12 protein-coding genes are annotated in these 26,355 nt (G+C 67.2%); 9 read left to right on the forward strand and 3 right to left on the reverse strand.

The window, feature by feature from the left end:
• Positions 1-227: 227 nt before the first annotated feature.
• Complete coding sequence (locus VFW45_14280; protein HEU5181952.1) at positions 228-12,878, reverse strand: choice-of-anchor D domain-containing protein; 12,651 nt, start codon at positions 12,876-12,878, stop codon at positions 228-230.
• 421 nt (positions 12,879-13,299) lie between these two features.
• Here VFW45_14280 and VFW45_14285 point away from each other — a divergent pair, with 421 nt between their 5' ends.
• The 8 genes from VFW45_14285 to VFW45_14320 all read left to right on the forward strand — a co-directional run bounded on the left by VFW45_14285 (position 13,300) and on the right by VFW45_14320 (position 21,140).
• Positions 13,300-14,220, forward strand: a complete 921-nt coding sequence (locus tag VFW45_14285) for a class I SAM-dependent methyltransferase (GenBank protein HEU5181953.1) — start codon at positions 13,300-13,302, stop codon at positions 14,218-14,220.
• Positions 14,217-15,254 (forward strand): GNAT family N-acetyltransferase, encoded by a 1,038-nt coding sequence (locus tag VFW45_14290; GenBank protein HEU5181954.1) that lies wholly within the window; start codon positions 14,217-14,219, stop codon positions 15,252-15,254. The genes VFW45_14285 and VFW45_14290 overlap by 4 nt, the downstream gene beginning before the upstream one ends.
• A gap of 93 nt (positions 15,255-15,347) precedes the next feature.
• Positions 15,348-16,370, forward strand: coding sequence for an SRPBCC family protein (locus tag VFW45_14295; protein HEU5181955.1), 1,023 nt, complete (start codon positions 15,348-15,350; stop codon positions 16,368-16,370).
• A 202-nt stretch (positions 16,371-16,572) separates the two neighbouring features.
• Positions 16,573-17,358, forward strand: coding sequence for a hypothetical protein (locus VFW45_14300; protein ID HEU5181956.1), 786 nt, complete (start codon positions 16,573-16,575; stop codon positions 17,356-17,358).
• Positions 17,359-17,382: 24 nt separating this feature from the next.
• Complete coding sequence (locus tag VFW45_14305) at positions 17,383-18,315, forward strand: helix-turn-helix domain-containing protein (GenBank protein ID HEU5181957.1); 933 nt, start codon at positions 17,383-17,385, stop codon at positions 18,313-18,315.
• Positions 18,312-19,418: a hypothetical protein gene (locus VFW45_14310; GenBank protein ID HEU5181958.1), complete on the forward strand. Its 1,107-nt coding sequence runs from the start codon at positions 18,312-18,314 to the stop codon at positions 19,416-19,418. Before VFW45_14305 ends, VFW45_14310 begins: the two co-directional genes overlap by 4 nt.
• Positions 19,419-19,431: 13 nt before the next feature.
• Positions 19,432-20,382 carry a tetratricopeptide repeat protein gene (locus VFW45_14315; protein ID HEU5181959.1) on the forward strand — a complete coding sequence of 317 codons (951 nt, stop codon included), beginning with the start codon at positions 19,432-19,434 and terminating at the stop codon, positions 20,380-20,382.
• On the forward strand, positions 20,379-21,140 hold the full coding sequence (locus tag VFW45_14320) for a Stp1/IreP family PP2C-type Ser/Thr phosphatase (protein ID HEU5181960.1): 762 nt from the start codon (positions 20,379-20,381) through the stop codon (positions 21,138-21,140). Before VFW45_14315 ends, VFW45_14320 begins: the two co-directional genes overlap by 4 nt.
• 95 nt (positions 21,141-21,235) lie before the next feature.
• On the opposite strand, the gene VFW45_14325 is transcribed toward VFW45_14320, so the two are convergent.
• The gene (locus VFW45_14325) at positions 21,236-22,933 is read right to left on the reverse strand and encodes a phospholipid carrier-dependent glycosyltransferase (protein ID HEU5181961.1); all 1,698 of its coding nucleotides are present in this window, start codon (positions 22,931-22,933) and stop codon (positions 21,236-21,238) included.
• A gap of 99 nt (positions 22,934-23,032) precedes the next feature.
• Here VFW45_14325 and VFW45_14330 point away from each other — a divergent pair, with 99 nt between their 5' ends.
• Entirely contained in the window at positions 23,033-24,811 is a 1,779-nt protein-coding gene (locus VFW45_14330; protein ID HEU5181962.1) for a tetratricopeptide repeat protein, read from the forward strand.
• 148 nt (positions 24,812-24,959) lie between these two features.
• Here VFW45_14330 and VFW45_14335 read toward each other — a convergent pair.
• Positions 24,960-26,355 (reverse strand): glycosyltransferase family 39 protein (locus VFW45_14335; GenBank protein ID HEU5181963.1); only part of this gene is annotated, 1,396 nt, incomplete at its 5' end.

Consider the following 26,355-nt stretch of genomic DNA (forward strand, 5'->3'; position numbering starts at 1 on the left):
GGTTCCCCCCCGGCAAGAGCCGTTGATGTCTATATACCGCCAAATCTATTTTCAGCAAGAGGAAATGCAGACAGGTAGAGACACCACCTGCCAAGCATCTGATCGGCAGGTCTTTGCATACAATTTCCTGGAACTGGCGCAACTGCGCGGGTTAAAGCTACCGAAGGCCTGCCTTCATAAATAGAGGTGGGAATCCCGGCCGCCGCCGGACGGCCGGGACCTTCCGCTTATGGACATCCTCCGGTGCACGAGGCGGGCTCGCGCGGCAGCGGCGCGGTGTCGGAGCCGTAGCCGCCGCGCGTGCCGTCGGTGGCGCGCACCTGCATCACGTAGAAGTAGACGTGACCCACCGGAGGCGCGACGTCGGCCGCCGGCGCTTCATGATGATCGAGCGCCGTCGTCCCGGCGGCGAGCACCGTCACGCTCCCCAGCGACAGCAGGTTCGGCATCCTGGCGATGCGCGAAAGATCGCCGCGGATCAGGTCGTACCCCGAGGCCCCCTGCACCCCTCCCCAGGTGATGTGCGCCTTGCCGGAGCCGCCGTCGGGATCGACGCGCAGCTGGAGCGGATCGGCGCTCCCCATATCGTGCGGCACGGCCACGCTGACGGTGTTGCGCGTGACGTTTCCGGCGGCGTCCCGCGCCTCGTAGACCAGCGAGTAGATCCGCCCGGTTCCGTTGCCCAGCCGCTCGGCACGCAGCGATACCTGCGTGTCGGCGGTTCCCGGCTCGGTGCCGGTGATGTCCCCGGTCGTCTCACCGTCGTCGTCCCCCGGCGCGTCATCCGGCTCGGAGCTGCTCGACGAGAGGAGCGCGATGGGCGGCGCCGCGGTGCACAGATCCGAGGCCTGCAGCGCCACGCCCACCGGTACCATCCGGTGGTTCGGGCTCCAGAGAAGCACTGGGGTGGCGGCCGTCTCGAAAGCCGGCGCGACGGTATCGCGCACCGTCACCTTCGTGGAGCAGGTAGCGACATTTCCGGAGGCATCGGTTGCGGTGAAGGTCACGGTGGTCTGGCCCAGCGGATAGACGCCGGAAGCGTCTGCCCCGCCGCCGCGGCTGTTGTGGATGGAGGCCGCACCGCTGCAGACATCGGGAGCGCTGGCCACCATGGCGGTGGGGCTCCCCGCCGGCGACGAGCATTCGAGGACCCTGTCGGGCGGACAGACGAGCGCCGGCACGACCGGGTCCGTTACGCTCGCAGTGAAGGAGACGACACTCCACTCTCCGGACTGGTCGGTCGTCTTGAGCTGGAGCGTCTGGCTGCCGACAGGAAGGGTCAGAAGGAGCGTCCGTCCGGTTCCCAGCAGAGCCTGTCCTGCCGCCCCGTAGTTCCGGTACCACTCGTAGGAGCGGATGTCGTCCACCGTCCCGGGCGAGGAATCGGGATCGCTCGCGCCCGAGCCATCCAGCAGGACCGTTCCCCCCTGGGGACCGGAGCACACTCCGGGAGCCGCTGTGGCGCTCGCCACCGGCGGATTGTTCACCGTCAGGCGCGACTCCCCCTGGTAGGTGAAGGGCAGGGTGCGTCGGACCGGGACGCTCGTTCCGTCGCTGACTTCCACCGTGAGGTTGTACTGCACGCCGGCCTCCAGATCCGCTCCGAGATCGAGGTTGTGCGGCGGCCAGGCGCTGAAGGGAACGGTGGCCAGGGCGGAGGTGTGCGAGCGCAGGTGCGCCGAGTGCAGGTCGTACGACATGACCCTCAGCTCGAACTGCACCGATGGATTGTCGATGCGTCGCACGCACAGATCCAGCGGCATCGTATAGCCGCTGAGCTGCAGGAAATACTCGAAGCCGGCTTGCGGGGAGCCGCAGGTGCCCGGCGCCATCTCATAGTCGATCGCGCCGTCTTCGCAGGCGAGCACCGCATCGAGGTCGAAGAGAATCGGCTCGCCCAGGCTGCCGTTGCCGAAGCCGATCCCCTTGCCCGGGATCCCTTCCAGCAGCAGGGCGCTCTGGCAGCCGTTCGGGTCGTCGAACGCGTCCGGAAGCGTCCGATCCACGAAGGCCGCCGGAATCAGATCGACGTGGCCGGCGAGGGCATCGCGCTGCGGGTCGGAGGCGATGGCGCGCACGAATATGGTGCCGCTGCCGTCCTGATGGATGCCGTTGAGGGTCAGCACCGGCTGGCAGGCATCGCCCGAGCCGTCCGCATCGGAATCCTCCTGGCCCGGGTTGTAGCTGGAGGGGCAATTGTCGCAGACGTTCCCCAGATGGTCGGCATCGCTGTCGATCTGGAGCGGGTCGGCGGTCGCCGGACAGAGATCGCAGGCATCCCCGACCCGGTCTCCATCGACGTCAGCCTGCGTGGGATTGGCAATGTTCAGGCAGTTGTCGCAGGCATCCCCTGTCCCGTCGGCATCGCCATCGGCCTGATTGGGGTTCGGGGCCGTCGGACAATTGTCCGCGCCGGCGCACAGTCCATCGTGGTCGGCGTCGTTGAACGGGTCGGACGGACAGATGTCGCAGACGTCGCCGACCTGGTCGGCGTCGGCATCCTCCTGGAGCGGGTTGTAGATCGCGGGGCAGTTGTCGGGATCGCAGGTATTGGCCGGGAAGCCTGGATCGCCCGACCGATCGTGGTCGACATCGGTGCAGCTGTCACAGACATCGCCAATCTGATCGGCGTCGGCGTCCTCCTGGCCCGGGTTGTAGGTGCGCGGGCAGTTGTCGAACGGGTCTCCCAGACCGTCGCCGTCCGAATCGGTGAAGACGGAGAGGTTCGCCGGAACATTGAACAGGGGCTTCGCGGGGTCGTTGCTCGTGATGGCAAGGTTTGCCTGGTACTCCCCGGCGGGCAGCAGTCCGGCGTCGAAGGTGACCGCCAGGTTGAGCGAGGCGCCGGCCGGTATCGTCCCATGGTTGGGACTGGCGGACACGAACGAAGCGAAGGTCACCAGCCGCGCGATGCCGGTTCCCCCCTCCCCTTGAACGAAATAGATGCCGGGGACCGGCCCGGGCAGCCATCCCATGCCGCCGTCGTTCACGGAGAAGAACGGGATGGAATTAACCGTCCAGCGGCGGGTGTCGAGGTTGAAGCGGTAGAGATTCCGCTGGAAATAGGAGCCGTAGGTGATGTACTCGCGCCCCACCGGATCGATGGCGCTCCCGAGGACCGCCCCCGAAGGCAGCGCCGGAAGCAGGGTCCAGGAGTTCCCGGCGATGTCGTAGACCGCGAAATTGATGCCGCCGTTCCCCTGGTGCCCGTAGAGGCTCCCGTTGAAGTAGCGCATCCCGCCCCAGCGCTCGAAGACGAAGGGCGCCGAGCGCAGGAAGGTTATGGCGCCGGTGGCGGGCTCGAAGCGCACCAGCGTGGTGCCGGAGAGAATGTAAAGGTAGCGCGTCCCATCGCTCGCGATGATCCCCGTCCCGCTTCCGGCCGGACTGGCCCGCGTCGTCCAGCTGTTGCCGGCAATGGAGTAGATGCCCATCTGCGTCGATCCCGTGTAGACGGTGTAGATCTTGCCTGACAGCAGCGCGGCGCCGCCGTTGTTTCCCGAATTGATGGGCGATGAGGCGAGCCCCTCGAAGGAGTTGGTCCCGGCGTTGTAGCGGCCGAAGCCGGTGCCTTCGTCCTGCTGTCCGTAGAGGCTGAGCGAGACAGGATCCTCCACGACGCAGGTCAGCGGATAGGGGCTCGGAGCGAGGCTCTCGAAATCGCCCGGCCTTCCGTCCACCTGCGCTGGATCGGTGGGGGGTGCGAAGGGCGGTATCGGATTGCTGGAGGAGCCGGGACCGGTCGCCGAGAGTCCGAGGAAAGGCGATCTCGTCGCGGAGGCGCTGACGGCGGTGGATTGCAGGTCGAAGCTGAGATCACTGCCGCCGGTATTCCGCAGGGTCAGGGCGCGAGTCTCGGTCCCGCCCATGGGAAGCACCGAATGCAGGGACGCCGGCGACACTTCGAGAACAGGGGGTATCAGCGCCGAGCCGCTCAGCGGCACGACCACCGTCCCCTCGTCGGGATCGTCGCTCGTCAGGGTCAGCGTCCCGGTGTGTGGCCCGTCTGCCGTGGGGTGGAAGACGACGTCGGCGATCACCGTGCCGCCGATCGGGATGATCCTGGGAGTGCCGAGCGATATCGAGAACTCGCCGCTGGTCGTGGCGCCCGTAATCGTGAGGGCGTCGGTGCCCAGGCTGCGGATCGTCAGGGGCAGCGTGCTGGTGAAGCCCGTGAAGGTCGGCGGGAAATCCAGGCTTGCGGGAGCGACGTCGATGTCGGGCGCGCCGATGACCCGCAGGGAGGCGGGGACTTCGGCATCGGCGCGGGCGGGGTCGTTGGTGTGGATCCTCACCTTGGCCGTGTACAGGCCTCCCAGGAGACGGCCGGAATCGAAGCCCGCCTCGATGGCCTGAGCGCCCCCCGGAGGGATGGAGCCCGAGGAAGGACTCACCGTCAGGAAGGCAGGAGGGGTGAGGAACCGCGCGAATCCGACTCCTTGCTCTCCCTGTACGAAATAGATGCCGGGCACGGGCCCGGCGAGCCAGCCCATTCCGCCGTCGCCGACGGGGAAAAAGGGAATGGTGAACAGGTTCCAGCTCCCGGTCGCCACATCGAACCGGTAGAAGTTTCTGCCTCCGTAGCTTCCGTAGGCGAAGTACTGCCGCGCGAAAGGATCGATCGTGGCGCCCAGGACCACGCCTCCCGGTGCGGCGGGCATCAGCGTCCAGGTGTTGCTGGCGATGTCGTAGCGTGCGAAGTGCGCTCCCCCGTTTCCTTCATGACCGAAAAGCTTGCCTTCCAGATAGCGCAGGCCGCCGAACGCCTGGAAATAGAAAGGCGGCGGCGCCAGCGCGGTGACCGCCCCGGTATGCGGCTCGAAGCGGAGCAGAGTCGACCCAAGGGCTAGATAGAGAGACAGGTTGCCATCGGAAGCGATGTTCCCGGTATCGCGCAAGGGGCTGGGCCGCAAGATCCAGGTGTCGGATGCGATGTCGTAGACCCCCATCTGGGGCCAACCTGTATAGACGGTGTAGATCCTGCCGTTCAGCAGCGCCGCTCCGCCGTTGTTCTGCGAGTGGATCGGCGAAGTCGCCAGCTGCTCCCAGACATTCTCGGAGGAGAGGTACCGATAGAAGCGGTACCCCTGGTTTTCCTGCGCGTAGAGGATGCCGGTCGCGGGATCCTCCACCACGCAGGTCAGAGGCACGGGGCTGGACGAGAGCTGCTCGAACTCGCCCGGCAGCCCTTCGGCTCCGGGCACGGTCTGCGGCACGTACGGCAGCGGAGCGTTGTTGGAGGTGGTGGGATCGCCGGCATCGGGTCCCAGGAAGGGACTGGTGATGGATCCGGCCGTGGCCCAGGAGATGTCCAGGAGGTAGTCGAGCGCGCTTCCCCCCGTGTTGGACAGGTTGAGGATCTGCGTCTCGCGCTGGCCTGACAGGAGGGTGGAGCTCAGCGACGTCGGCGACACGCCCAGAATCGGTGGATCGGCGCCGAGACCCGACAGTGGGATCACGACGGTCGATTCGTCCGGATCGTCCGACTCGAGGGTGAAGCTCCCCGTCCTCGGCCCCAGCGCCGCAGGGTGGAACTCCACGTTCAGGGTGACGCTCGCGCCGATGGCAAGGGCGGCCGGAACGCTGATTCCGGACACCGAGAAGTCGCCGGCGGCGGCAAGGCCGGTGACGTGCAGCACGTCGGTGCCCGCATTCTTCAGAGTCACGGCCAGAGTGCGCGGGTAGCCGATGAAAGTCTGTCCGAAATCGAGGTTGGCCGGGGTGATCTCCACGTCAGGAACGCCGATGACCGTCATCGTCGTCGGCACGGACAGACTCGGAGCGGCTGGATCGTTGCTCAGGATGCGTATCTCGGCGGGATAGACCCCTCCCAGCATCCCGGCGGCATCCATATCGGCGGTGATCTGCGTCGAGCCACCGGCCGGGATCGTGCCGAATTCCGGGGTCATCGAGAGCCAGCGCGGCCGAGTCGAGAGATCCACGGCGAGATTATCGTGGAGGTAAAGCGTATTGAAGGCCACGGTCAGGCCGTCGCTCCCGGTCGCATTCTGGATTCCCACCGTGCAGCTGTTGGCCGAGCCGATGAGCCGGTAGTACTGATAGGTGATGCGCCCCGAGGGATACAGGATGATCTGGAAGGTCAGGGAAGCGCTGCTATCCACATAGAGGGCGATGCCGGTGTACTGGATCACGAAGCGGCTGGGATCGCTCGCGTATCGCACGTTGCCCAGGGAGTTCACATAGAGGTCGTCCCAGAGGGCCGCGAGGAGGTTCTCCGGAGCGCCGGTACTGGGCAGCGGCTGATTGGTGTAGGAGGCGCTGCCGCTGGTGAACGACAGGAAGCCGTTGGTGGACACCCGCACCGAGGTGAACTCGTTGCCGTAGTAGGGAAACGCGAATCCCAAAGGAATCGGCGAGCTGGTCGTGTCGTCGCCGGAAATCGGGACGATGGTCCCCGTATCGCGTATGTCCGTCCAATCGAAGCGCGGCCCCCTGGGATCGTCGGAATCCTTCCAGCGATAGCCGAATAGGTCCGGCCCGCCGCTGCCGCGGATTCCGGGACGCGGGTCCGTCGCCAGCTTGGGATAATCCTGACCCGGATGCACGGTGACGCTGCTGCCGGTTACCTCGAGGAGATCGGAGGTCCAGACCAGGTCACTGCCTCCCGTGTTGGACAAGGTGAGGGTGCGGGAAGTTCGCGCCCCCGTGAACAGCGTCGCCGACAAGGATGCCGGGTCCGCGCCGGCCACCGGGGGAATGACCCCGGTCCCGCTCAGAGGCACCGCCAGGACCGCATGGTCGGGATCGTCGCTGGCGATCGAGAGCTCGCCGGTCCGCGGGCCCGGAACGGTCGGGCGGAACGTCACCTGGTAGGTCTGGCTGGCGCCGGGAGCAAGCGTCGTTGGGATTGCCGGGCCGCTGACGGAGAAATCTCCGGTCGCAGAGATTGCCGACAGGTGCAGGAGATCGGTCCCGACGTTGCGAAGGACCACCGGCAGCGTCAGCGGGTAGGGCACGAAGGTCGGGCTGAAGGCCAATGAGTCGGGCTGGGCTCCGATGCGCGGCACCCCGATGACGGTCAGCGTCGTCGGCACCGTGAGCTCGGAATGGAACGGGTCGTTGCTGCGAACCAGCAGGTCGGCGTGATAAGTGCCTCCGAGCAGCGTCCCCGGGTCGAAGTTGGCATGCAGCTCCTGCGAGCCTCCGGCGGGCACGGAGCCGGAGGGCGGATCCACCGTCAGGTACTCCCCGAAGCAGCCGGTCTCAGTGGAGAGCGACACCCCCACCGGGCCGCTCAGGCCGGTGGCGATCGGCTGGATGGTGCCGGCAGGCAGGGCGAGCGCCAGGAGCTGTCCCCCGTAGTAGCTCGGGAAGAATGCTTTCTGGTTCAGCGGATCGAGCACGATGCCGGACGGGCTGTTCAGGGAGGAGGCGACCGTTCTCACGGCATGGCTCGCCAGGTCGACGGCCAGGACCGTTCCGTCGAAATTGGCCACGTACGCGGTCGAGACCGAGCCGTCCAGGGTCACATCGTAGGGACGCCCCATGCCTCCGGCAATCGCCGTCACAACTCCCGTGGCGACGTCGACCCTCGACAGCTCCGAGCTGTCGGCTTCCAATACGTAGGCTTCGGTCCCCGAGGAATTCAACGCGATGCCGGTGGGCCGGCTCAAGCCGGTGGCCACCACCCGCACCGCACCGGTCGCCAGATCGATCGATTCGAGCCTGCCGCTGTCCAGCTCGCCCGTATACGCGAGGCCGCGGCTGAAATCCACGGCCAGCCCGAAAGGAAAGACGAGCCCCGACGCGATTCGAGTGATGGCGCCCGTTTGCGCGTTGACCGCCGACAGGGTCCCGGGATCGCGCTCGATGACCAGGGCACGATCCCCCTGGCGATCGAAAACCACGCCGATGGGCGTGAGCAAACTGGCGATCCTGGTGGCGACCCCGGTGGCCAGGCTCACCTTCACGACACGCCCGCCGGTGAACTCGGTCACGTAGGCGACATCGGCCTGGCACACCGCCCCATCCGAAGCGCGCGGGATGACCAGGTTGGAGAAGTCGAGCGGACTGCCGCCGCTGTTCGTGAGGAACAGGCTCTGCGTCTGTCGGCTGCCGGTCAGCAGGGTGGCGGTCAGCGATCCGGGCGTGATGGCCGCCACGGGAGGCGGCAGCCCGGCCCCGGTCAATGGGATCGTCACGGAGGAACGGTCGGGATCGTTGCTGTCGATTCTCAGATCCCGGCTGAACCCACCCGTGGAAGGAGGTGTGAAGTCGATTCCGAGCAGGGCCGTCTGGTTGGGAGCCAGGCTCAGAGATCCGCTCGAGGGGGCGAACTCCGGGCCGCTGGAGGCGATCGAGAGATTCAGCGTATCCGTGCCGCGATTGGCGATCTGCAGCTTCAGCGTCTTGCTCACTCCCAGGAACACCGTGCCGAAATCGAGATGATCGGCGGGCCCGCCATAGCGCAGCTCCACGATGTGCTGGTTCTCCGTGCAGAAGGCGTCCACATTCGCCGAGTTCTGGACCGTCACGCCGACCGTGCCGTCGGCGGCGAGGGCCGCGAGCGCCGCGGAGGTCAGGGGGAAGGTGCGCGTCGCGTTCGTGCAATCGACCCCCGTCGGGCCGACGGCGCCGAGGGCGGTGCCTTCGGCGCTCACATTGGCCATTTCCGATGAATCGCCGTAGTCCCCCTTGATGGTCACGACCATACTGCCCGCCCCGCTCGGCGGGACGGTGATCGGCAGCGAATGGTCCGTGCGCGCGCCACTGGTGCTGTAGGTTTGGGTGGAGCGGACCGAGAAGGGCTCCCCCGTGATTTCCAGGTCGGCGGCCCCGATGACGGTCAACGCGGCGGGGACGCTGGTGAGCGGCGCCAGCGGATCGTTGCTCTCGACGTCGACGAACCCGTCGTAGATGCCGCCGTTGAGACCCGCGGCGTTGAAGCTCACCACGACCTCGAGCGTGCCGCCGGGGGGCACCGTCCCCGAGGCCGGGCTCACGGTGAACCAGGCCGGGACCCGGCTGGCGGCGTACGGGATCATGTTCTCCAGGATCTTCCCCGCCGGATAGCCGTTCACGAAGCCGTGCTCGAAAGTCTGGCCTCCGGCAATGACCGCCCCGAGCCCGAAGCGATAAATCACCAGGTTGGTGTGTCCGGTCTGATCGGAAGCGAGCTCGAGGGCTCCGCTCGGGATGGCGCTGAAGAAGGCGTGGCTCGCATAGTTCCCGGTGAAGGGCTCGGGCACTCCTGCCATGAGGGGATGCGAGGACAGCAGCACGTGATTGGTCATGCTGAAGCCCTGCTCGATGTGCATCCCGCCCGGCAGCGTCACCAGCGAGGCGTTGCCTCCGGCGTAGCCCCAGCCTGCGGCGTGGTACTCGAGGATGCCTCCATGCGATACGAAATCCTCCAGCCGGCCCACCTGCGCGGCGAGCGTGGAGTAGAAGGAGGTGCTCTGATCGCTCGGCACCAGGACCATTCGGTAGGAGCTGAGGTCTGTGAGGGGGAGCTGGGCGATCGGGATCCGATCGTAGGCGATGGCGTTGCGAGCCAGGATCGTCTCATTGGCGGTGGTGCCCCACGGCGCCAGATCCTGGATTAGCAGCACGCCGGCCCCGGCGGTGATCGAAGGGCCGGTCATCTGTGGGAAGCTGCCGTCGGCGGCGGGATAGCTGGAAGGCATTCCGCCGGTCTGATGGGGCGGCGCCGGGAGGGCGGCGGGCGGCGGGGAGACCACGGCCGCGGACAGGATGTCACTGCCCCGGGGGGCCACCTTGAAGGTCAGGTTGCTGCCGCCGGTGTTTTGCAGCGTCAGTACCTGCGTGGCGCTCCCCCCGGTGAACAAGGTCTGGGCAAAAGAGTGCGGGGTCACCCCGATGACCGGCGGCACCAGTCCGACCCCGCTGAGCGGGACGCGCAGGGACGGCGTGTCCGGGTCGTTGCTCTCCAGCGTGACGAATCCCGCTTCGGGGCGCGCGGCCACGGGACGGAACTCGACGGAGAGGTTGCGGCGCTCGCGCGGCGCGAGGCTGAAGCCTGCCGCGGGGATCGAGAAGGTCGCGTTGTCGGTTCCCACCGAGGAGATCGTCAGCGTGTCGGTTCCGGCGTTGATGACACCGAGAACGATCGCAGGCGCCGCCCCGATGAAAGCTTCCCCGAAATCGAGCGAAGCGCGCGACAGGCTGATGTCCGGCGCGCCGGTGACGTGCAGGTGCGCCAGGACCACCGGATGCGGGGCCGCCGGATCGTTCGTGTGGACGATCAGCGAGGCATCGTAGTCCCCTCCGAACATGCCGGTGGCGTCGAGACGCAACGCGAGATCGACGCTGCCACCCGGCGGGACCACGCCGGATGGCGGCTCGGCCGACAGCCAGGTCACGGCGTTGCGGCTGAACAGGACGGCATTGCGCAGCAGGCGCGGCACGTCTCCCGACCAGAAGCCGGAATCGGCGAAGAAGGCGTTGACCGCCACCACGTGCAGTCCTTTCGTCGCGACGAATGGCTCTCCGTTGTCCCAGCTCGCCACCAGGCTCGCCCCCGACGCCAGGGTGACATCGCCGAGCAGATCGCCCGACGCCGTGGACACTCCCTCCATGATCGGATGCGCCGCATCGAAGCTCCCCAGAATCGAGGAGCCGATCGGGCCGCCGACCCCGACCACGGGGAGGTAGCCACCGGATCGCAGCCGTCCGGTCACCTCCCAGCCGGGGATGAAGGAAGCGAGCGTCATCACCACGCCTCCTCCACCGTCGACGTAATCGGCCAGCGCATCTCCAACCCCCGAGGGGTTGGACGGCGGGTTGTTCACCGCCACCAGGACGGCGTCGTAGCCGGCGAGGACGGCCGGGCTGGGCACCGAGGACAGGATGTCGACCACGTCCACCGTGCTGAAATCGGGAAAGGTTCGCAGGAGCGCCTGGATCTCGGAGACATCGCCGCCGGACCGCAGGATGGCGAGACGCGCCGTCCCGGAGGTGATGACCGGCGAAGGAGCCTCCAGATCGGAGATCGGACGCCGGCGTGCCACCTGCCCGCGGCTGTAGGCGGCCGAGGGGTCCAGCGGCGCGGCCGGCTCGGGCAGCGGCGATCCCGCCGCCCCGACCGGGGAGGAGGAGGAGACGACGGTCGCCCCCTGCACTTCAAGCCTGAAGATCAGGTCGCTGACTCCCGTATTGCGGACGGTCACCGTGCGCGTCGCCGCGCTGCCGGTCAACAGGTCTGCGCTCACCGAATCGGGCGACACCTCGAAATCGGGCGGGCCCAGAGTCGTGGCGCTCGCGACGTTGGAGATCGGCCCGGCGTTCCCGAATTCGTCCTTGGCCTTCACGGCGAAGAAGTAAAGGGTGCCGAAGTCCAGCCCCGAGACGGAAGTCTCCTCCGGAGATCCCGCCACCGCCGGATTAGTGGGACCGGGCACGCGCGTGGCCGAGGCGAAATTGCCCTCGTCGATCATCGAGGTGGAATAGCGCACGTCGTAGCCGCTCGCCTGCCCGACGTCGCCGTCGTCCCCGGTGGCGGTCCAGCGCAGCGTCACGCCGCTTCCGGTCGGCGATTCCGCGACCAGGTCGACAATCGCGCCCGGGGCGTTCTCATCGGGAGTCGCGATCGGTCGGAAAGCGTTGAGGCGGCCGCCCGTGACGGTCCTGCCGGTCAGCGCCGGAATCGGGTCGACCGAGGCGAGGAGGGTGGCCTTGAGCTCCTCCACGCCGATCCCGGGCGCCACGGCCCGGATCAGCGCCGCCGCCCCCGCGACGTGCGGCGTCGCCATCGAGGTCCCGCTCAACAGTCCGTAGGCCGCCCCCGGGAGCGAGCTCAGGATGTCGACGCCGGGCGCTCCCAGGTCGACGGTCGTCAGTCCGTAGTTGGAGAAGCTGGCCAGGTGATCATTGTGATCGGTGGCCGCGACGGAGACGATGCTCCGGGCATTGTAGGAGGCGGGATACTGGGGAAACAGGTCGGTGTTGGAGGCGGCGTTGCCCGCCGCGGCGACGAACAGGATGTCGGCGGCGCCGGCGGCGTTGATGGCATCCAGCAGGGTCTGCGAGAAGCCGCCACCCCCCCATGAGTTGCTGGTGATGTCGACGCCCATCTGGGTGCCATATTCCACCGCGCGGACGGCGTCGGAGGTCGACCCGGAGCCTCCGGCGCTCAGGAACTTGAGCGCCATCAGGCTCACCTGCCAGTTCACCCCCGCCACGCCGATCGAGTTGTTGCCGACCCCGCCGATGGTCCCTGAGCAATGCGTTCCGTGGAAATGGTCGTCGAAAGGATCGCCATCATTATTGATGAAGTCGTAGCCGTGAACGTCGTCGATGAAGCCGTTGTGATCGTCGTCGATGCCGTTGCCCGCGATTTCGCCCGGATTGGTCCAGATGTTCGCCGCCAGATCGGGATGGTTGTAGTCGATGCCGGTGTCGATGACCGCGACGAGGACGCTCCGGCTGCCGGTGCTGACGCTCCAGGCCGACTCGGCATGGATGTCGGCTCCCGGGGTGCCTCCCGTCTGCCCGGTGTTGTGCATGGCGTACAGCTCCGGGTAGCGCGGATCGTTGGGGACCAGGTCGATGCCCACGAGGTAGTTGGGCTCCGCGTACAGGAGGTGCGGGTTGCCGTGCAGCTTCTGCAGCGCCGCTTCGGCGCTGACTCCCTTCCCCAGCTTCCAGTGCTCCGCTCCCGTTTTGAAGCTCCGCACGCGCTGCGCCGCCACCTGCGCGCGAACGGTGGCCTGCTCGTTGGGCCCCGTCGAGCGGGTGAACTTGACGAGCAGCTCCCCCGGGACGTGGGGAGCGAGCCCCGCCGCCCCTTTCCCGGATGCCGGCGGCGCTGCGGGTGCCAGTGTCAGACTGCAGAGTGCGGCGAGCAGGAAGGTGAAAGTCGAAAGCGGGCGAAGCCGGGAAGGCCGGAAGAGAGGCATGAAGTCCCTCGCTGCGATCGGGCAGGGTCGTTTGAGGTCAATACGGGAGGAGAGTGCGCCGCCCGGGAAGCGGACGACTCCTGTCGGTCCCCTCTCCCGTCATCCTTGAAAAGCCGTGCGTCTTTCGAGATTGAGCGTAATTGCCGGGTGTATAGCATGAAGCCGCCGCCGGACGCAAGAACTTTGAGATCAGGACAGGAAAAATGTGGCCGCGCCTTGACAACCCCCAAGCCGGCGGGTTCCAATCGCTTCGAGCCATTTCCTGGGTCCCGTACAGGGCCGCCCTCTTTTCTCTATCCACAAGGCCGGACCCGCGTCATCTCGACGACTTGCCGGGAGGATGATCATTGCCGCGGAGGCTCGAAAACAAACCGCCGCCGGGAAAGGCGGTCGCGAAAGGCATGCGGTCATGATCGCCGGGATGCTCTCAGCAGTGGAGCGCAGGACACGCTGCGTACTTTGCGGGCGCAGCGCCGATGTCTCCTCGCCAGGAGCGGGAGGCTACCGCGTCTGTGCCGGGTGCGACGTGGCCTGGCGCGATATCGAGGATTCGCCGGATGCCGCCGCCGACTGGGAGCAGCATTACTACGCCGAGAGCGCCATCAAGGAGCTGCACGAGCGGCGCCGGTCGGGACTGGCGGCAATCGCCCGCCGCATCTCGGAAGTCTGTCCCTGGCGGGGACGCCTGCTGGACCTTGGCGCCGGCATCGGAATCTTCATGAAAGAGGCCGCCTCGCTCGGATGGGCGGTGGAAGGGGTCGAGCCCTCCGCGATCGCCGCGCGGGCGGCGCGGGATCTCACCCACGCGACCATCCATGAAGGACTGTTCGAGCAAGTCGCCCTGCCGGCGGGAAGCTACGACGCCGTCACCTTCTTCGACGCGCTGAGGACCGTGCCCGATCCTCTCGCCTTCCTGGCGCGGGCCCGCTCGGTCCTCAGGCCGGGAGGCATTCTCGTGGTGCGTGAGGTGGACCGCCGGGCCGAGGTGGGACAGGTGTGGCTCAAGCAGGCGCTGGGCAAGGCCCAGCCTGCGGCGGGAAACAGCGGGTTCGAATACCGGCAATGCTTCTCGCCGAAGAGCCTGCGTTTTGCCTATCGCGAAGCCGGGCTGGTGGGAACATGGGTCGAGCCGTCGCCGGTATTTGTGGAGCCCGATTCGGGGACGAGCCGGGTGGCGTCGCTCTTCAAATGGTCGATCGGCGCGGTTTCCGGCGGCGCCTACCGGATGACCGCCGGCCGCCTGGTGCTGGGGCCGAACCTGCTGGCGTTCGGACGCGCACCGGGCGGCAGCGCTGATCGCGCCGAAGCGCGCCCGGGACGGAACCCGGGAGATCGCCGATGAGCAACGGGTCTCCTCCCCTGCGCGGGACGATGGTGCCGCTGAGCCACTTTCCCAGATGGGATCAGAGGATCGTCGGCTTTCCGCAGAAATCGATCTTCCACGAGACGGCCTGGCTGCGCTATCTCGAAAAAGAGCAGGGAGGCCAGGCGGTCGTGCTGCGCATCGTCGACGCGAAGGGACGTGAGCGCGCGCTCTGGCCGGGCCTGACGGTGCGCAAGGGGCCGATTCGGATCTTCGGCTCTCCCCTGCGCGGCTGGGGAACCGTGTCGATGGGTCCGCTCTATCACGAAGGAGACGCCGATCGCTTGATGGGGGCCGCGGAGCGGGCGCTGGCTCAGGGCGGGGTGCACCATTGGGAGTTCGTCAGCCAGACTCTCGGCCATCCGCCCCCGGGACTGGGATATCGCTTCGAGTTCAGCGACACCCATCGCATCCCGCTGGGGCCGGACGACGATGCCATGTGGCACCGACTGGAGCAGCGCTGCCGCACAGCCGTCCGCAAGGCCTGGAAGTGCGGGCTGAGCAGTCGTCTCGCCGTCGACGGCGGATTCCTGGATCCTCTTTACGAGCTGGTCGCCGCGACCTTCGGAAGGAAGAGGACCACGCCGCCCTACGACGGCGCCCGCCTCAAGCGGCTCTGGGACACCCTGTTCCCCCTCGGAAAGGCCTTCGGCGTCGAGATCCTGCACGGGTCCACCCTCGCCTCCGCGGCCGTGTTCATCAGCGATGGAACCGATGTCTATGCCTGGTCGCAGGCTTCGGCGCCGCCCTTCAACGCAATGTGCCCGAACAACCTCCTGTACTGGGAGGCGATGCGCCATTCGAGCCGCCTGAACGCCTCCTACCTGCACCTGCCGGGAGCCCCCGGCAGTTCCATCGGTCGTTTCAAGGAATCGTTCAACCCGGAGATTTTCCGTTTTCCCTTCTGGATTCGCGACCGGAGCGCGGTGCTCCGCTGGGGAAGGCGCCTCTACTTCGAATGGCAATCGGGCCTCGCGCGCTGGCGCTACCACTCGTCCCGAGCGGCGAAGTGATCGCCACCTTGGTCCTCCAGGGGTTGAAGCGCCCCGCGAGGTCGAGCTAGGGTTGGCTCCCCCATCGATTCCTTTCCCCAGGGAGGTCATTCCATGCGCCTGTTCAAGAAGATCGTTCTGGGACTCGTCGTCCTGGTGGCGCTGCTGTCCGGCGTCGGCTTCCTCCTGCCGCGCCAGGTGCACGTCGAGCGCACCGCGCTCATCGAGGCGACGCCGGCGACGTTGTATACCGTGCTGAACAATTTCAAGATGTTCAACCGCTGGTCCCCCTGGGCGGGCCTCGATCCGGCTGCCGAGTACGCCTATGCGGGGCCGGCTACCGGCGTCGGCTCGTCGCTGAGCTGGAAGGGGGATCCGAAGAAAGTGGGATCGGGCAAGCAGGAAATCATCGAGAGCACGCCATTCTCCTCGGTGAAGACCCGCCTCGATTTCGCGGGCGAAGGGACCGCCACGGCGCTGTTCACCCTCACCAAAGAGGGCAGCGGCACCCGCGTCGTCTGGGGATTCGATACCGACCTCGGGGCGAACCCGCTGAGCCGCTATTTCGGGTTGATGATCGGCAAGATGGTCGGCAGCGACTACGAGAAGGGACTGGCGTCGCTGAAAACGCTGGCCGAGGGGATGCCGAAGGCCGACTTCTCGGACCTCAAGGTGGAGGAGGTACAGGTCTCCCCCACCACCGTGGCTTATGTCTCCGCAACCTGCCGCAAGGACGAGTCGGAGATCGCCCGCACCATCGGCGAGTCGTATGCCCAGGTGAACCTGTTCATGGCCTCCCGCAGGCTGAAGCAGGCCGCGCCGGTGCAGACCATCAATCGCAAGTGGGGGGATTCCGGATACGAGTTCGACGCCGCGATTCCCCTGGACAGGCCCCCCGAGAAAGAGATACCCCCTGACTCGGCGGTGCAAGTGAAACAGACCTATGGGGGCAAGGCGCTCAAGGTGGTGCACACCGGCCCTTACCGGGAGCTGGCGGCAACCTACGAAAAGCTCCTGGCCTATATGGCGGCGAGCGGCATCGAGCCGTCGGAAAGTCCCTGGGACGAGTATGTCAGCGATCCGGGCATGACCGCTGAATCGCAGCTCGTCACCAACGTCTTCGTTCCCATCAGTTAGAACTGAGCTGAGGGGCCGCCGGCCGGGCGGCTCCCATCACGCCGCGGTCCGGCTTTCCCACGCCTTTTTCGGGCAGTACCCGCCGCTTTCCGACCGCGCCCGAATTTGACCGCTAAGCCTTTCAAATAAAGAGACTTCCCTTCTTGATTTCCCCGTGACCTGGCCTATATTCGAGCGCTGGAGGCTTCCCTCGAGGAGTGAGATGTCGGCCGACCTGTTCTCTGAAGCAAAATCCGCCGGAAGCTCAGAGCTCCGGCTGAAGCTGGGGCGCTCGGAAGTCGAATACCTGCGCGGCGCCGTGCAGAATCCCCACTTCGGCGATGAGCACCTCGAGGCGATTCTGTCCAATCCGGCCCTGCCGGCCGCCCTCATCCAGGGGATCGCCTCGCACAAGCTCTGGCTCTCCCGTTACGAGGTCAAGCGCGGCATCGTCTTCCACCGCAACACCGCGCGCACGCTCAAGCTGAACCTGATGCACTTCCTGGGCTGGCGCGACCTGGCGCGGGTGGTGGAGGACGCGCTGCAGACCCCGGCCGTCAAGCGAGCGGCGGAATCGCTCCTGCGCAACCGCATCGAGGAGATGGCGGTGGGCGAGAAGATCGCCTTGTCGCGCATCGCCGCTCCGGCGATCATCCCCTCGCTGCGCTCCGACCTCCATCCCGACGTAATCGCGGCCCTGCTGACCAACCCGCGGGTCACGATGGAAGACGTGGTCGCGGTGTGCGTCGAGGAGCGCGCCGCGCCGGCGGCCCTTTCGGCGGTGGGCTCCAGCCCGCGCTGGGGAGAGCGCCATCCGATCCGCATGGCGCTGCTGCGCAACCCGGCGACGCCGGCCAAGGTCTGCCTGCGCTTCCTCGACAGTCTCTCGGGCGAGGACCTCAAGGAAATCATCGCGCTGCCCACCACGCCGCGGCTGGTCCGCGTGACCGCGCGGCAGATTCTCAAGGCGCGCAATGGGACCGTTGACACCAAAAAAGTCGTCTCCTAACATCCCTATCCGGCGCGTGAACGCATGGCGACCACGACATTCGGCGAAACCCTGAAGCGGGAGCGCGAGAAGCGGAAGATCTCGCTGCGCGAGGTTTCTGAAGCGACCAAGATCGGCGTCCGCCACCTCGAGGCCATGGAATCCAACCATCTCGAGAGGCTCCCGGGCGGGCTGTTCAACAAGGGGTTCATCCGCGCCTACGCCAAGTTCCTGGAGCTGGACCCCGAGGCGCTGGTCAGCTCCTATCTCTACGATGTCGCGCACCTGCCGGGAGCCTCCGAAGCGCGCCGGCGGGTGGAGGCTGCGATGGCCGAAAACGCCATCCCGATCGCGTGGCAGGAGCTGGCGAAAAGCCGCTCGCGCCGGCGGCCTTCGGGCGGCGTCCTGGCGGCGCTGGGCGCCGCGGTCGTGGTGATCGCAGCGGGGGCCTGGCTGCTGAGCGCCCGGGCACCCGCCATGGACCGGGAAGAGCCGGCCGAGGCCGAGCCGGCGCAGAAAGCCGGATTGCTGCGGCCCCGGGGCGCCGAGGCGAAGACGCCGGCACAGCCGGCGGGAAGCGTTCCGGGCCCCGCCGAGATGGCCGCGGAGCCCGAGACAACGAGCGGCCCTGCAGAGGCACGCCCCGCCCCCGGCGCTGCTCCCGGAGAGCCGGCACACCTGGAGAAGCGGGCCCCCTGGCGCCTGGCGCTGTTCCTGAGCACGACGGAGACGACCGACGTCTCGCTCTACTGCGGTGGGGTGGAAACGCTGTCACGCGAGCTGATGCCGGGAGAAACGGTGTCGATCTCCTGCGCCTCCGAGGCCTTCCTCAGCGCCTCGAACGCCGGGGCGCTCCTCGTCAGGGTCAACGGCAAGGATTGCATGCCCCTGGGCGAGCGCGGAACCGAGCTGGTCAACTTTCCTCTGAACCGCGAGCAGACTCGGGACATCTGCTCCGATGACCGGGAGCCTTCGTGACCTCCCAGCCGGCGCCGGCGGGCGCGCACCCTCTCCTCGACCGGGTCCTGGACCCCGCGACCCCGCGGCCTTTGCGTCTCGCCGCCGCGCGCGGCGCTCTGCCGCTGCCGCGGCAGGACCTGATCGTCGCCCTGGTGCAGCTGTGCACCGACCTCGACGCGGAGATCTCGACCGAGTCGCGCAAGACGCTGGCGGCCACGCCGGCCGACGTCCTGGACGTCATCCTGCGCGATCCCTCGACTCCGGTGCCGGTCCTCGAGCACTTCGGCTACGAGATCCAGACGCCTCCCGCGCTCCTCAGCTCCCTGATCGCCAACCCGTCCGCTCCCGACGACTTGCTCCTGCGACTGGCGGAGAGCTCGCACGCGGCGGTCCTGGACCAGATCGTTCGCAACGAGATCCGGCTGGCCTCCAACCCGGAGATCGTCGTGCGCCTCAAGGCCAACCCCGCTCTGTCGCGCGAATCGAGGCGGCGTATCGTCGAGCTGGAGGAGCACGTCCTCGGGACCGGCGCCAGCACCTACATCCTCCCCACCCGGGCCCCGGCCGACGAAGCTCACCCCGCCGAGGCGCTTCCGGAGATCGATGCCGGCCTGGCGGAGGCCGCCGCGCCGATGCTCGAGGTGCCGCTCACCCCGGAAGAGCAGGCGGCCGAGGACGCGCTGCGCCACACTCCCCTGTTCCAGCGGATCGTGCGGATGTCGGTGGCCGAGAAGATTCAGGCCGCCGTGAAGGGAAACTCCGAGGAGCGCGCCATCCTGGTCCGCGATCCCAGCCGGCTGGTCGCCGCCACGGTGCTCAAGAGCCCGAAGCTGAGCGATCAGGAGATCGAGAGCTTCGCCAATCTTCGCAACGTCCACGACGAGGTGCTGCGCATCATCGGCAACCATCGCGAGTGGACGAAATCATACGGCGTGGCGCTGGCCCTGGCGCGCAACCCCCGCAGCCCCACCGGCATCTCCCTGACGATGCTCAACCGGCTCGTGAACCGCGATCTGAAGAACCTCTCCAACGACAAGAACATCCCCGAGGTGATCCGACGCTCCTCCAAGCGCCTCTACGAGCTGCGCACGCAACCGCAGAAGCTCGGCAAGAAGAAATGAGGAACCGACCCCAATGAGACTTCTCCAATCGGTCCGCAGCCAGCTGGGCAACTATCACCTGAAGTCGGGCATCTACCACTTCTATCGCAACGAGTTCAAGCAGGCGATCGAGTTCTTCGCCAAGGCCCTGCAGAATCCCGAGCGCCTCGACGAGGCCGATCTGCGGATGACGCGCTATTACCTGACCCAGACCCACATCACGGCCGGCGAGCTGGCGGAGGAGGCCGGCGACCTGCCGCGCGCCATCGAATCGTACGGCACGGCGCTCGCCGACTCCCCCGAGTATCCCGACATTCACTTCCGCATCGGCATGCTCTACGTGCGGCTGGGAGACCTGGAAAAAGCCGTGGCCAGCCTGCGGCGCGCCGTCGAGCTCCACCCCTCCTACCTGGAGGCCCAGGTCCATCTCGCCTTCACGCTGCTCTCCTGCGCCCGCATGGCGGAGGCGATGGAGTCGTTCGAGAGGGTGCGCGCCATCACCCTGGCCATGGTCGAGGATCCTTTCCGCCAGGCGCAGGAGGCGGCGGCGCGCGGCGATCTGGCCGAGACCGCCGAGCGCATGCGGGACGCCTTCCAGCGGCGGCCCCAGAGTTTCGCTTATCATTACCGCCGCGGGCTGAAGGCGCTGCAGGCGGGGCGGCTGGAGCCGGCCGCCGAGGATCTCAAGCAGGCGGTGCTGTTCAACCCGCGCTTCGCGGACGTGCACAACTTCCTGGGGGTCGCCTATGGGGAGCTCGGGCAGCGGCCGGCCGCGATCGCGGAGTTCCGCCAGGCCATCGAGTACAATCCCGACTACCTGGTCGCGCGGCTGAACCTGGCCTACATGCTGGCGGAAGGAAATGAGGTCAAGGAAGCGGTCGCGGAGCTGACGGCGGTGCTCTCCAAGGAGCCCACCAATCAGGCGGCCCGGCTGAAGCTCGAAGAGCTCACCCAGGAACGAGAGGAGCGCGCGAGGATCGGATGAAGACGACGGCCGCAGGCCTCAGCGACGTGGGCCGCAAGCGCAAAGGGAACGAGGACTCCTACCACATCGACCTGGAGCGTGGGCTGTTCATCGTCGCCGACGGCATGGGCGGGCACGCGGCGGGCGAGGTCGCCTCGCGCCTGGCGGTGCAGACGATCCAGGAGTTCATGCGGATTTCCGACACCGACTCGGAGATCACCTGGCCCTTCGAGTTCGACCAGAGCCTGTCGGAGGGGGGCAACCGGATTCAGGCGGCCATCCAGCTCGCCAACCGCGAGATCGTCCGGCACATGCAGATCAAGGAAGAGCATCGCGGCATGGGCACCACCGTGGTCACCGCCGTGGTGCACGACGACGCCTGTTATATCGGCCACGTCGGCGATTCGCGCGCCTACCTGATCCGGGGCGGCCAGATCCGGCAGCTCACCCGGGACCATACCTTCGTCAACGAGCAGGTGGAGAAGGGGTTCATGAGCAAGGCCGAGGCGGAGCGCCATCCCGCCCGCAACATCCTGACACGGGCCGTGGGAAGCGCCGAGGAGCTGACGGTGGACCTCTCCGAGACGCGCTTGCAGCGCGGCGATTTCGTGCTGCTGTGCTCCGACGGATTGAGCTCGATGGCCGAGGATGCCGAGATCCTCCAGGTCGTCGAGGAAAAAGGAACCAACCTCGAGGAAGCCTGCCGCGGGCTGGTGGCGCTCGCCAACGAGCACGGCGGCTGGGACAACGTTACCGCCGTCCTGATTCACGCCGACTAATACTGCCCTTACAGCCGACCGTCCAGAAAACGGCCGGCGGCTGAACGGCACGTAACCTTTCGGCCGTCGATACGCGACACTAACCCCCTCCCGATTCAGCGTATCTCGTAGATCTGGAAGACGTGGCCGATCACCTGCTTCGGCGCGGTCGTGGCGAGCCAGTTGCGCGCCCCTTCGCCGTAGGCCCGGGACATCTCGGCGCGCGCCCGGGCGACGCAGTGGGCGCTGAGAATATAGGTCCCCGGCTCGGGGGGCGCGGCGAGGTTCTGCACGCTGATGGACCGCCCGCCGATGCCGTAATAGGCAGGATCGCCGCTGCCGAAATAGCAGAGGCGGAAATCCTGCTTCGGGTTGGCGCGCAGGTAATCGCGCAGCTGCATCAGCCCCTGTCCCCAGTCGAGGTTCGAATCGTCCAGCCAGAGATCGCCGCGCGCCGGCAGGCCGGTGATCTCGTTGAAGTAGCTGAGATGATCCGGCCAGATCGCCGCATACTCGGCGGCCATCCACAACAGCAGCGCGGCCAGCGCTCCCTTCGCCCAGACGCGCGCCGCCCCGGCCCAGCTTCCCAGCCGGCCCGCGAAGATCATGAAGAAGGGGTAGCAGGGGATCAGGTAGCGCACCCCCAGGTTGTCCGCGGTGAAGGAGTAACCGAGGAAGAAGCCGAGTCCGGGAAGGATCAGGAAGGCTTCGTCCAGCCATGGGGCGCGTGCCTCGCGCCGCGCGCAGAAGAGGAAGATTGCGGCAAACAGCAGGAGCAGCTCCGGAAGCGGGGTCTTCACGAGGTAGGCGATCAGCAGATAGGAGTTCCAGCGCCCCGGGTGCGTCTCTCCCAGCAGGTAGGGAAAGTAATTGGGATCGTGGTCCCGGTTCACCGTCGCCATTCCCTTGAAATAGATGAAGGGATCGGGAGCGAAGAAATAGAGGGCCCATACGACGAAGAAGGCCCCCACGAGCATCACGGCCGAAGGAATCAGCACCTGCCGGGGCCAGTCGATCGACGCGCTCACCTTCGGCGCGGCCGCGGGCGAGCGGTTTCCCTTGCGCTTGCCGCCACGAGCCGCCGCCTCCTGCTTGGCGGGCGGAGCTGCCTCGCGCCGCGGGAGCGCTGCGGCGACCAGGAGCACGGGGACCATCGGCACCAGGAGCACGGCGGAGAACTTGGCGCCGAGGGCCAGGCCCAGCGTCACTCCAGCCAGGGCGAGCCGGGCGCGCGACGGCGATTCGAGGTAGCCTCTCAGGACGAACAAGAACAGCGTCGCGAAGAAGGCAAGCCCTACGTCCGTGGTCACCAGCTGGGCATGCGCCGTGATCGTCGGGTCCAGCAGGTAGAGCGCGGTCGCGAGCAAAGCCCCCCAAATCCCCCAGAGCCGCCGCGACCATAACGCGATCAGCACCCCCAGCCCCAGCGACAGGAGGACCGCCGGTACCCTTCCCCAGAAGAGAATCCGATCGGCGTCCTGCGAGAAGAGAAACTGCTTTCCGAATCTCCACTGGTAGACCAGGGACGGGTTTCCCGTTCTGAGGGCCTGCTCGTCCACCGGCAGCTTCAGATCCATGAACAGCAGCGGCAGGGCACACAGCTCCTTGATCAGCGGCGGGTGCTGGGGATTGATCTTGACCGATTGAGTGCGGAGGTAGGAATAGCCGGCCGGCAGGTGCGCCACCTCGTCGAAGGTCGCCGACTTGCCGCGCATCAGGAGAACGGGAAAGACGAAGCAGCCCGCCAGAATCAGCGCCAGCAGCAACAGCTCGAAGATGGTCCCGCGGGAAGTCGCGGCGGAAGGCTGGGGCATCGGCGGATGCTAGCACACCTGCCAGGGCGGGAAAACGCGGCAAGTTGATAGCGATCTGCCGGTGGGATAGGCTTCGCGGCGCGATTGACGGGAGGTTGGATGGGGCAGCCAAAGCGCGCGCCATCCCGGAGCGCCGGGGGCGGCGAACCTCTCTCGCGGTCCCTTCTCCTGCCGCTCGCTCTCTTCCTCGCCCTGGCCCTTCTTCTCTACGGCAACACGCTGAGAAACGGCTTCGTCAACGATGACAAGCCGCTGGTGGCGAACAACGCCCTGGTCAACGACGCTTCGCGCCTGGGGGACATCTTCACCTCGGGCTACTGGTCGACGCGCCAGGATTCGGTGCCGGAGCTGTACCGCCCCCTCACCGTTCTCAGCCTGGCGCTGAACCGGCGGCTCACCGGCGCGGCTCCGTCCGGGTTCCACCTCGTCAACCTTCTCCTGCACGGCTGCGTCAGCTTCTTCGTCTTCCGCATCGCCCTCTCGATCGGGACGAGCCGGGCAGCCGCCTGGGCGGCGGGGCTGATCTTCGCGGTACACCCCGTGCATACCGAGGCCGTGGCGCCCGTCGTGGGTCGCTCGGAGCTGCTGGCCGCCCTCTTTTTTCTGGCCGCGCTGAAGCTGCATCACGCGATCATGCACGGCAAGGGCGGAGCCTCCTTCGCCTTCGGCGCCGCGAGCTGCTACCTGGCCGCTTCGCTTTCCAAGGAAGGCGCGCTGATCTTTCCCGCGATTGCCCTGCTCACCGATATCGCCTTCCCGCCGGCGCGCGCTGTCTCGCGCCGAGCCCGCGCGGCCCCCTTTGCGCTCTATGCGCTCGCGGCGCTTCTCGTTCTCGGGATTCGTTACGAGGTTCTGGGAGCGGTGGCCAGGAGCGACATCCGGCCGCTCGACAATCCGCTCGTGGCGCTGCCGCCGGGGGCGGCGCTGTCCACCGCGCTCGTGGCTCTCGGTGGCACCTTGAAGCTGCTGGTCTATCCGCTGAGACTGTCGGCCGATTATGCGGGCACGGAGATCCGTCCGGCGGCGGGCCTGCTCGACCCGCGGGTCGTCGCGGTCCTGGCACTCATCTTTATACTGGTCGCCGCGGCGGCTCTGGCCTGGACGCGGCTGCGCTCCGCGTCGTGGGGAATCGCCTTCCTGCTCATCGCCATCCTGCCGGTTTCGAATCTCTTCTTCCTGATCGGAACGATTTTCGGCGAGCGGCTGCTCTATCTTCCATCCGCCGGCTTCTGCGTGGCGGCCGGCGCGCTGTGGGGAGAATGGCGAGGTCGCAGCAAGATGACGGCCTTGGCAGCTGCCGTCCTCGTGCTGCTGGCCGGCTCGGCCCGGACCGTGGCACGCAACAGCATCTGGCAAGACGATGGCACCTTCGCCCTGGCGACCTCCCGCGACGCTCCCTCGAGTCCCAAGGCGCAGTTCAACTGGGGGGTCTTCCTGGAGGAGCACTCGGATGCAAGGGCGGAAGCCGCTTATCGCGAGGCGGCGCGCCTGGCGCCCGACTGGTCCGATCCGCGCTACAACCTCGCGGGAATTCTCGCCGCGTCGGGAAGGCTCACGGAGGCGATCGAGGAATATCGTGCCGCCCTGGCCATCCGCCCGGACGATGCGCGCGCCGTCCTGAACCTCGGCTACGCCCTCTATCGCGCGGGCCGGCACCCCGAGGCGGTCGAGCTCTACCAGCGGTTCCTGAAGGAGCGGGGGGAATCGGCGCCGGTGCTCAACTCCCTAGGCGCCAATCTCCTGGCGATGGCGCGCCGCGACGAGGCGGTGGCCGCTTTCCAGCGGGCCGTGCAGCTGGCTCCGGGCGAGCCGGGCTACCGGCAGAACCTCGAGCAGGCTCTGAAGACGAGCGAGGAAACCCCGACCCCCGCCCCATGAGACTCGCCAAGTGTCGGCCGTTGACGCGCGGCCGCTCTTCGCCGTCGCGTCCAACGGTGACCCTGTCCGGTTGGAGCACTCAAGAATTTTCGCCGTCGCGTCCAACGGTGACCCTGTCCGGGTTCAGCCCCCAACGGCGCAGCGCGAATCAGCCTGCGGCGCGCAGCGATGCGATCAGGCGCAAGGCTTCAGAGTTCGAGGGATCGATCTTCAAGACCTTCTCCAGCTCCGGAACCGCCAGCTCGCGCGGACCGGCGCGCAGGTAGGTGCGCGCCAGTCCCAGATGGGCGGCGGCATCGCCGGTGAGGTCGTAGACGTAGATCGAATAGCCGATCCGGGCGACCGGCCGGCGCCCCGCCAGCCACGCGTAGAGATCCTTGTCCTGGAGATGGACCGACTGCAGCGCGCAGACGCTGATCGCCAGTACTTCGCGCGCGCTCCCTTCGGGCAGCACGTCGATCCCGGGTCGGTCCAGCTGTCCGAAAGCGGGAGCGTACTGGGAGCGGATTCCCAGCGCCGCCGGCGGTGAGTTGCCGAAGTAGGCGAGGTAGATCATCGGCAGCCCTTCCCGATCCATGTAGGCTTTCAGCCCCTTGAGATCCTGCCCCCAGTCGATGTTCGAATCACTCAGGTAACGCGGCCCGGCGGTGGGACCTCCGACCAGCTCATTGAAGTAGGCCAGCTGGTGCGGCGCCACCGCCAGCGACGAGATCGCCGTCAGCGCCGCCGACCCGCCCAGCACCAGCCCTTTCTTCCAGGCCGGGGAGACCCGCAGCGTCGCGAGACGTCCCGCGAGCACGAACAGCAGCGGATAGACCGGCAGGATGTGGCGCACGCCGATGTTGATCCTCCCCTGCATGGCCGCCAGGAAGAGGAGGATCACCGGAAGGAGCAGGAACACGACCTCACGGCGCGACAGCTTTTCTCCGCGCCGCGCCAGAGAGAGCGTGGCGGCAATCAGCAGCAGCGTGGGAACGGGCGTCTTGATGGCAAACGCCACCGGGAAATAGAGGAGCCATCCCTCGGTCGAGTATTCCCCCAGGAAGAAAGCCTTATGTCCCCCTTCCTGGTGGGCCAGGACGCGGCGCAGGCCATCCCACCAGGTGGAGTATCCCTGGAAGAAGTAGACCCCCGGCAGGATCACGGCGGCGATCGCCAGGATTGCCAGGAAAAATGGGATCGTCCGTCCGAGCGCGACCGTCGCGGCCGGCGACGAGGAGGTCGCCCGCCGATCGCGGCGGATGGGAAGACCGAAATCGCCGCCGCAGAACAGTACCGAGGCGAGGATGACGGCGGCCGCGATCGGCAGGAGTATCACGGTCGAATACTTGCTGGCCAGGGCCAACCCCATCGACGCCCCGGCTCCGAGGAGCTTTCCCCACGCGGGGGCGCGCGAATACTCCCAGAGGAAATAGAGGGTGAGAAAGATGAACAGCGCCGCGCCCACATCGGTGGTCACGAGAGAGGCATTGGCGACCAGGTTCGGCTCGAAGGCCGCCAGAGCGGCCGCGAGGACTCCCGCCCACGCACCCCAGAGACGCGCC

It is taken from the genome of Candidatus Polarisedimenticolia bacterium, assembly GCA_035764505.1.
GTDB lineage: Bacteria > Acidobacteriota > Polarisedimenticolia > Gp22-AA2 > AA152 > AA152.